Annotated in this window: 7 protein-coding genes; all 7 read right to left on the bottom strand. The window is 63.8% G+C overall.

Translation table 11 applies throughout. The features are described from left to right. Window positions 1-404: 404 nt before the first annotated feature. Entirely contained in the window at window positions 405-1,073 is a 669-nt protein-coding gene (gene hpf, locus A2J03_RS01995) for a ribosome hibernation-promoting factor, HPF/YfiA family (RefSeq protein WP_068369030.1), read from the bottom strand. Window positions 1,074-1,307: 234 nt separating this feature from the next. Continuing rightward, a complete protein-coding gene (locus A2J03_RS01990; protein ID WP_068369027.1) occupies window positions 1,308-2,018 on the bottom strand; it encodes a ComF family protein in 711 nt (236 codons plus the stop codon). 47 nt (window positions 2,019-2,065) lie between these two features. Next, the gene (lpqB, locus tag A2J03_RS01985) at window positions 2,066-3,838 is read right to left on the bottom strand and encodes an MtrAB system accessory lipoprotein LpqB (protein ID WP_068369025.1); all 1,773 of its coding nucleotides are present in this window, start codon (window positions 3,836-3,838) and stop codon (window positions 2,066-2,068) included. After that, complete coding sequence (mtrB, locus tag A2J03_RS01980) at window positions 3,838-5,610, bottom strand: MtrAB system histidine kinase MtrB (protein ID WP_269455171.1); 1,773 nt, start codon at window positions 5,608-5,610, stop codon at window positions 3,838-3,840. Before mtrB ends, lpqB begins: the two co-directional genes overlap by 1 nt. Beyond that, on the bottom strand, window positions 5,607-6,284 hold the full coding sequence (mtrA, locus tag A2J03_RS01975) for an MtrAB system response regulator MtrA (protein WP_068369022.1): 678 nt from the start codon (window positions 6,282-6,284) through the stop codon (window positions 5,607-5,609). Before mtrA ends, mtrB begins: the two co-directional genes overlap by 4 nt. Before the next feature lie 4 nt (window positions 6,285-6,288). Continuing rightward, window positions 6,289-6,954 (bottom strand): dTMP kinase, encoded by a 666-nt coding sequence (locus A2J03_RS01970; protein WP_068369020.1) that lies wholly within the window; start codon window positions 6,952-6,954, stop codon window positions 6,289-6,291. A 20-nt stretch (window positions 6,955-6,974) separates the two neighbouring features. After that, a complete protein-coding gene (gene ahcY / locus A2J03_RS01965; protein ID WP_068369017.1) occupies window positions 6,975-8,495 on the bottom strand; it encodes an adenosylhomocysteinase in 1,521 nt (506 codons plus the stop codon). Between the last annotated feature and the right edge of the window lie 131 nt (window positions 8,496-8,626).

The raw sequence follows: 8,626 nt of genomic DNA, 5'->3' as shown, positions 1-8,626 counted from the left end.
AGCGTCGTCGGACAAGCCCTCGACGTCCGGAGACAGGGTGGACACATGGTCAGCGATGTTCTTGAGTCGCTTGACCATGCGACCTTCACCAACACGGAGCAGCTTGGAAAACGACAGCGAAGGCACGGGCTTTTTCGTCCTCGATCCTCGGTTACGGAAAACAGGTCACAGTAGGCAGCACAGCATGTCGCCAGGCAACTACCCGACGCCGATGGCGTCAGGAGCCGACCCGACGCGTCCATGGTAGGCGTTGCTCCCCGACGCGTAGTAGGCCCACCACATCACCGTCGGGTCGCATCGCGGGCGGTGCTCTCACGAAAGCGGACCCGACCTGGTGTTTTCCAAGTCGGGTCCGCTTCGATGTGGTGTGTCGGACTGCCGCCGACGGGAACGATCGGCGACGGTCAGGTCAGTCTGATCAGTCCGTAGTCGAATGCGTGCCGTCGGTATACGACCGACGGTCGGTCACTGGCTGCGTCGTGAAAAAGGAAGAAATCGTGGCCGACGAGCTCCATCTCGTACAGGGCGTCGTCGACGCTCATCGGCGCCGCGGAGTGGATTTTGGTACGGACGATCTGGCCGGGACCCTTCGGTTCTTCTTCGAACGCGTCGAGCTTCGTGTCGGGATCGAGCGCAAGACTGTCGTCCTCGGCGAGTTCCGCGGTTGCCTCGGCGACGGACACCGGGGTCTTTTCGCCGTAGTGGACTCTGCGCCGGTCCTTGGTTCGCCGCAGCCTGCTCTCCAATTTGGAGGTCACGGACTCGAGCGCAGCGTAGAAGCTGTCCGCGGAGGCCTCGGCTCGAACCACGGGACCTTTACCTTTGGCCGTGATCTCGACTCGTTGACATGCCTTGGCCTGGCGGCGATTTCGTTCGTGCTGGAGTTCGACATCGAACAGGTAGATGGAAGGGTCGAATCGTTCGAGCCTGGCGAGTTTCTCGGATACGTAGATCCGGAAATGGTCCGGGATCTCGACATTGCGGCCTTTGACCACTACGTCGGCATTGGTCTCGCTGGACTCGTCCGAGGGTTTGTCGTCGAAGAAAACCGAAGCTTGTGAAGGGGTCGTCACGCGTACCTCCCGATATCGGCCACGCCGCCGGTGCGACGTGGCAATTGCTCATGCCAGGTGGGGAACCAACCGGCATCACGTTCAGCCGCATCACCTCCACGTACGAGAAGTCGCATCGCACCTCGGCAGTCACTTTCTCGCTGCACCGGTCGTATTCGCGACGTTAGTCTGTCATCCGCTCGTCTGCCACTGTTCACACCGAATTGGCAGCATTGCGCTCCGACGATCCCACGGTCACACCGCGGCGATCACCACGACACCGTCTACTCGAATCCCGAATTCGGCGAGCACACACACTGATTCGCTTGCGGTAGCGCCAGTAGTCAACACGTCGTCGACAAGCAGAACCGTCGGTTCCGACGCGGCCGACACGTAGCCGGCGTCGCCATTGGGCTCGCGCCGGCGACGGGACGGGCGCACGAACTGGACGTGCCCGGCAACATTTTCTGCACGCGCCGCCGCCCCGAGTCCGACGGAATCGCGCACTCCCCTACCCATCCGCAGCACCGACGGAACCGACACGAGTTCGGGCTCGAGTGACTCGGCGGCGGCCGACGCGAATCGCCGAACCGGATCGCCACCGCGGCTTCGAGCCGCGCGGACTCGGGTAGGCGCAGGCACCAACACGAGGCGCCCGAGTTCCGGTGGATCGATGTGCCCGAGCATGCGCAACGTCCGAACCGCGGCGGCGAGTGCGACACCGAGCGGGCGTGCCAGGTCGTGTCGATTGCGCTCTTTGAGAGCGAGGACCGCACCTCGACGCGGACCCGAGTACGGCCCGAGGGCCCAGCAGGGCACTCCTGGATCCACCCGCGGGCGCAGCGACAGTGGGGCGCGAGAGAGTTCGTCGTCGCACCGACCACACCACGACGTGCCAACAACGTCGCAGCCACCACATTCGCGGGGTAGCGCCAGATCCAACATCCCTGCCAGCAGACCAGCCATGGACAGGAAGTATCTACTACAGGTCGGACACGAACACGAGGCTCGTTTCAACCCGGCAGCACCGGCGTCGCTTTCACCCCGGCCAACCCTGACACCTCACGCCAGTAGCGATCGCCGGCCGGATCGTTGTTGTTCAGTTGGAACACCGCGCGCGAATCGGCGACGTATTCCGTGGTGGTCGTCGCATCGACCGACAGCACAGGGGCCGTCAGGTTGCGACTGGGCAGCGCGTCGAGACGAGAGCCGTCTGTGGTGACCTGCACGACCGGAACGTCCGTGGCGATGCGAACCACGACGACCGCGTCTCCGGTGCTCCAGTCGAGCGCGAGGGCGTCGCTGCCCAATCCGTTCGCGACGGCCTTCGGCGAGACCAGCGAGTACGTACCGTTGGCTTGGCGGACCACCGTGGCGACGTAGACGAGCCCGTCGACGATCATCGCCGCTCGGACACCATCACGAGACAGCCGGAGATCTGTGATGCGTGAACCCAGAGCAGTGACGGCGCCTGCATCCACGGGCAGCACCGAAACCTGACCGTTGGCGGGATCACGGGAGGCGCGAATCACGTTGATGCCGTCGATGACTGCCCAAGCCGCGTTGTTGTCCACTCCCCACGTTGGTCTCGTGATCGACTGCCCCTCGGCGACCGGGAATGCCCCGCTGTCGTATCCGCCGATCATCAGCGTCGACGACGGCTCCGGTGCGGGTCGGCCCGTATCGGCTACGCCGGCCACGAGCGTTCCGTCGGTGGACAACGCCGCGCTCCTGAGATTCTGAACGGTCCCGAAGTAGCCCGGCACCGGCGTCGTGCTGCTGTCCCCGACGGAGACGAGTCGACCGTTCACCAAGGCGTGCAGGCCGACGTCGGTTTCCGGTGATGCCAGCGGATCGAGCGAACCGACGTCTGCCGTCGTCCACCCGTCCGGTTTGTCGGTATCGATCGGCTGGCCGTCTGCAAGCAACACGTACGGCCCGGAAATATCCGCGGACGCCAGCGTCCATACGACCTGCGCGGCAAGAAGCTCGCGGTTCTTCGCATCGACCGCCTGCAGACCGCCGAAATCGATCTTCACTCCCCCAGTTCCGATGCCGACCTGAGTGGTTCGTCCGTCTGCCTTGGTGATCGGCCCCCTGATACCGACGTCCTTGGTCAGTTCGTTCGATACCGCAGGCGCGAGCGTCGGCTTGGGGCCGTCGATCAGCAGCTGCACGAGTTGATTGGCCATCTGGTCGGCGCCGCCGCTCACCCATCGAACATCGGGAACCAGCGCGGCGCCGAGCGGATCGACGAAGAACAACGATTTGCGCTGGTAGGCGCTGAAGAACTGGGAACGATCGACTACAACGCCGGGCGGCAGTTCGTCGATCCTCCACTCCCCGTCGACCTGGACCATTCGAATGTTGGAGTCGACGGTGCCCGCGCCCGCCTGGTAGTCGCCGCCGGGAGCCAGTAAGCCGACCGTGTTCGAGCGCAGCGTGAACTGAGCCTCGGTGTCGGTTCGCGGACCGGTCAGCAAATCGATCTTGTCGGCGATGACCGTCTTCGCTCCGTCGTCCCACGAGCTCGACGCAGCGCTGGTCAGAAACTGACGTGCAGCTTGATGGCGATTGGCCGAACTCGCACTGGCCGTGACGAAATCGCGAAGCAGTAGGTCCGGTTCGCGTCCGGCCGCCGGCGGAGGTGGAGTGGTCGACGCCGCGCCTGCAGTGAGCGACCCGATCGCCTGCGGACTGGACGACTCGGGAAGGCTGGCACACCCGGTCGACAACGCCATGACGAGCAGTACACCGGTCAAGGAGATACGGCGGCTTCGAGTCATCACTGACCACCCCCGTCGGGCACATGTGCCTTGGCTGACTCGATCGCCGCGGAAGCAGGCGTCTCGGGCCGAGACGAGGTGTTCGACGGATCGACCGCTGCCGACCCGTCCGTTCGCTCCGGAGAGGCAGGAAGTGGCTGACCCTGCGTGTACCGTCTGGTGCTCGGCTTGAGCGGAAGTGGGCTGCCGATCACCTTGTGGCCACGTACCAGAGGCAACGTCAGCCGGAAGCATGCGCCTTCCCCTACTGCGCCCCACGCCTCCAATTTTCCGTCGTGCAGACGCGCATCTTCGACACTGATGGCAAGACCGAGACCGGTACCGCCCGATCTGCGCACCCTCGACGGGTCCGAACGCCAGAAACGATTGAACACGAGCTTCTCTTCACCCGGCCGCAGTCCGATTCCCTGGTCGCGGACGACGAATGCAGCCGCGTCCGCGTTGGCACGCAGTCGGATCAGCACGGGTCGTCCCTCTCCGTGATCGAGGGCATTTGCCAGGAGATTTCGGAGGATCCGTTCGACGCGTCGCGGGTCGACCTCCGCGATGACCGCGTGATCCGGCATGTCGACGATCACTTCCGTCGCGCTCTCCCGCGCCAGATGTCGAACCGTCGACACTGCCGCCCGTGCGCACATCCTCAGGTCGAGCTGTTCCGCCGCCAACTCGGCGACGCCTGCGTCGTGTCGGCTGATCTCCAGTAGATCGCCCAGGAGCGTTTCGAATCTGTCGAGCTCGTTGACCAACAGTTCGGAGGACCGCTTCAGCGCCGGATCGAGATCCGCGCTGCCGTCGTGAATGAGATCCGCCGCCATCCTCACCGTCGTCAACGGTGTTCGCAGCTCGTGACTGACATCCGAGGTGAACCGACGCTGAAGACTGCCGAACTCTTCCAGTTGAGTGATCTGTTTCGACAGACTCTCGGCCATCTCGTTGAACGACATGGCCAACCTCGCCATGTCGTCCTCGCCTCTGACCGGCATCCGTTCCTTCAGTCGCCCATCCGCGAACCGCACAGCGATGCGCGATGCCGACCGGATCGGCAGAACCACCTGTCGTGCCACGAGCATCGAGATGGCAGCCAACAGGACCAGTAACACGATGGCGCCGATCAGGAGGGTCCCGCGCACCAGCGACAACGTTCGTTCTTCGCTGCCGAGCGGAAACACTAGGTACAACTCCAGATCGGCGACGTCCGATGCCGTCGGGGTACCGAAAATGATCGCCGGGCCGGTGTAATCACCTTGCTCGGCGTCGGTCACCGTGGCGTATTGCCAGCTGATCAGACCTTCCTGCACGAAGTTTCGAAGACTGTCGGGTATCTGGCTTGCCGGGCCGATCGACGAGTCGGCTCGAACGCTGTCCCCCTTCACGATCAGCACTGGATCGAACGTACCTGCCGACCCGGAGGTCTGACCTGCGTCGACATCGCGGCTGGTCAGCTGCGCACGCGCACGTTCGAGCCTGGCGTTGAGGCCGGTCGTCTCCTCGGCTCCCGCCAATGCACCTTCGACGGTGGTCCGCGAGCGCTCCAGCTCCTCGGTGGCTGCGGTGATCTTGGCCTCGAGTAGCCGGTCGGTGATCTGACCGGTCAGCACGGCTCCGAGGATTACGATGACGACCAGAGAAAGCGTCAGTGTCGATACGACGACTCTGAGCTGTAGAGACCTGCGCCAGGCGTGGCCTACGGACGCACCGAGGGCCCTGAACCAGCGCAGGAGCGGCGTGAACGTTCCATTGATTCGCCGCCGCGATCGGGTGAACCAGATCACGGTGGTCCGGCCTTGTAGCCGACCCCCCTCACGGTCAACACCACCTCGGGATTCTCCGGGTCCTTCTCGACCTTCGCGCGCAGCCGCTGAACGTGAACGTTCACCAGGCGGGTGTCGGCGGCATGACGGTAGCCCCACACCTGCTCGAGCAATACCTCGCGGGTGAAGACTTGACGAGGCTTACGTGCGAGAGCGACGAGGAGATCGAATTCCAGAGGCGTCAAGGACACCAACTCGTCACCGCGACTGACCTTGTGGGCCGGCACATCGATGATGATGTCGGCTATCGACAGCAACTCGGCAGGCTCGTCCTCGGTGCGACGCAGACGAGCTCGCACGCGGGCGACGAGTTCCTTGGGCTTGAACGGTTTCATGATGTAGTCGTCCGCACCGGACTCGAGACCGAGGACCACATCGACGGTGTCCGTCTTCGCCGTCAACATGACGATCGGAACGCCCGAGTCCGCGCGCAGTACGCGACACACGTCGATACCGTTCATGCCCGGGAGCATGAGGTCGAGGAGTACCAGGTCCGGTCGGTTCTCGCGGACTGCGGCCAGAGCCTGCGTCCCGTCTCCGACCACGAACGGTTCGAAACCCTCGCCGCGAAGGACGATGGTCAACATTTCGGCCAGAGCCGAATCGTCGTCGACTACAAGAATCCGAGGCTTCATGGTCCTATGTTGTCACTTTCCCGGCGTCAGGTGGCTGATTGAACACGTCGGCGGCGAGTCGATCCGGATCCACGTCCGCAGAGACGATGCGCCACGGCGACACCCAGTTCGATGCCGCGAGTTGTCCGTACACCGCCGAGGTCCGGCTCTGCAGGGAGCTGTCACGTTCGTAGACATCTCGGATTCGGGATACATCGGCGACCTCACGGGACGCCGCACGCTCGGCCGCAAGCTCCACGGGAACGTCGAGCAGAATCTGCACATCGGGCACGGGCACGCCGAACCTGTCGAATTCGAGAGCCTTGATCCACTCGACCGCCTCGCCGTCGGCGGACTCCTCGAGTCGCGCGGCGGTGTAAGCCGCGTTCGAGGCCACATATCGATCGAGAAGGACGATGTCGTTGCGAGAGAGCATCTTCCGAATGTCCCGGGCCGCGTCCCGCCGGTCGAGCGCGAACAGCAGCGCCATCGCGTGCACGCTCTCCGCCGTGTCGCCATGTTCCCCGCGCAAGGCCTCGGCGGCCAGGTCCGCATGGACCGAGTAGTCGTACCTCGGAAATCCGACCCGTACCACCTCGAGATCGTCGCGTTCCCACGCCGAGACCAGCCGACGGGCGAGCGTGTTCTTGCCCGCGCCGTCGACTCCCTCGATGACTATCAGAGTGCCCACTGCGGCTGCCTGCGCCGGAATCAGTAGCGGTAGTGCTCGGGCTTGTACGGGCCCTCGACGTCGACACCGATGTACTCGGCCTGCTCCTTGGTGAGCTTGGTGATGGTTCCACCGAGTGCCTCGACGTGAATGCGCGCGACCTTCTCGTCGAGATGCTTCGGAAGTCGGTACACCTCGTTGTCGTACTGGTCCGGCTTGGTCCACAGTTCGATCTGCGCGATGACCTGGTTGGAGAAGCTGTTGCTCATCACGAACGACGGGTGTCCGGTGGCGTTGCCCAGGTTGAGCAGTCGACCTTCCGACAACACGATGATCGAGTGACCGTCGGGGAACTGGAATTCGTCGACCTGCGGCTTGATGTTGATTCGCGTGACGCCCTTGGCCTTTTCCAGTCCGGCCATGTCGATCTCGTTGTCGAAGTGTCCGATGTTGCCGAGAATCGCCTGGTGCTTCATCCGCTTCATGTGATCGAAGGTGATGATGCCGAGGTTGCCGGTCGAGGTGATGACGATGTCGGCCTTGTCGATGAACTCCTCGACGGTCCGCACGTCGAAGCCGTCCATGAGCGCCTGCAGCGCATTGATCGGGTCCGCCTCGGTGACCGTGACGCGTGCGCCCTGGCCCTTCAGTGCCTCGGCGCACCCCTTGCCGACGTCACCGTAGCCGCAGACGAGAACGGCCTTGCCGCCGATCAGCACGTCGGTGCCGCGGTTGATGCCGTCGATCAGTGAATGCCGTGTGCCGTACTTGTTGTCGAACTTGCTCTTGGTGACCGAGTCGTTGACGTTGATGGCCGGGAACGTAAGTTCACCCGCTGCAGCGAACTGGTACAGACGGAGGACACCGGTCGTTGTCTCCTCGGTGACGCCCTTGATTGCCGCTGCGATCTCGGTCCACTTGGACTTCGACTCCGCGAGCGAACGACGCAACAGGCCGAGAAACACCTTGTACTCGTCCGAGTCGTGGTCGTCGTCGGTCGGCGGTACGACACCGGCCTTCTCGAACTGCGCGCCGCGCAGTACCAGCATCGTGGCGTCGCCACCGTCGTCGAGGATCATGTTCGCCGGCCTGGCAGTTCCATCGGCACCTGTGGGCCACGTGAGCATCTGCTCGGCCGCCCACCAGTACTCCTCCAGGGTTTCGCCCTTCCACGCGAAGACCGGTACGCCCTTGGGCTCGTCCTCGGTGCCGTGCGGGCCGACGACGACTGCCGCAGCCGCGTGGTCCTGGGTCGAGAAGATGTTGCACGACGCCCATCGAACCTCGGCACCGAGCGCAACGAGAGTTTCGATGAGGACAGCCGTCTGAACCGTCATGTGGAGCGAACCGGAGACTCGAGCACCCTTGAGAGGCAGAACCTCTGCGTATTCACGACGAAGTGCGATCAGCCCGGGCATCTCGTGCTCGGCGAGGCGGATCTCCTTGCGACCGAACTCCGCGAGCGACAGATCTGCGACCTTGAAGTCGATTCCACCCCGATTGTCTGCGGTGAGTGCCGATCCTGTTGCCGAACGATCGTCCGGCGATACTGAGGTCGTCATCTTGCCTCTCCTGTTGTGCGTCGAATTCCTGCACCAGGCTATCGGGTCGCTGAGGATCGGCTCCGGGCTACCTGCACGCGCGCTCGAATTCTCGTCTCGCGCTCTCGCACGATGCCCGAGAGATCCCTTTC

The organism is Rhodococcus sp. EPR-157 (genome assembly GCF_001647195.1).
In the GTDB taxonomy this organism is placed as follows: Bacteria; Actinomycetota; Actinomycetes; order Mycobacteriales; family Mycobacteriaceae; genus Rhodococcoides.
This window is presented reverse-complemented; position numbering and strand designations above follow the sequence as displayed.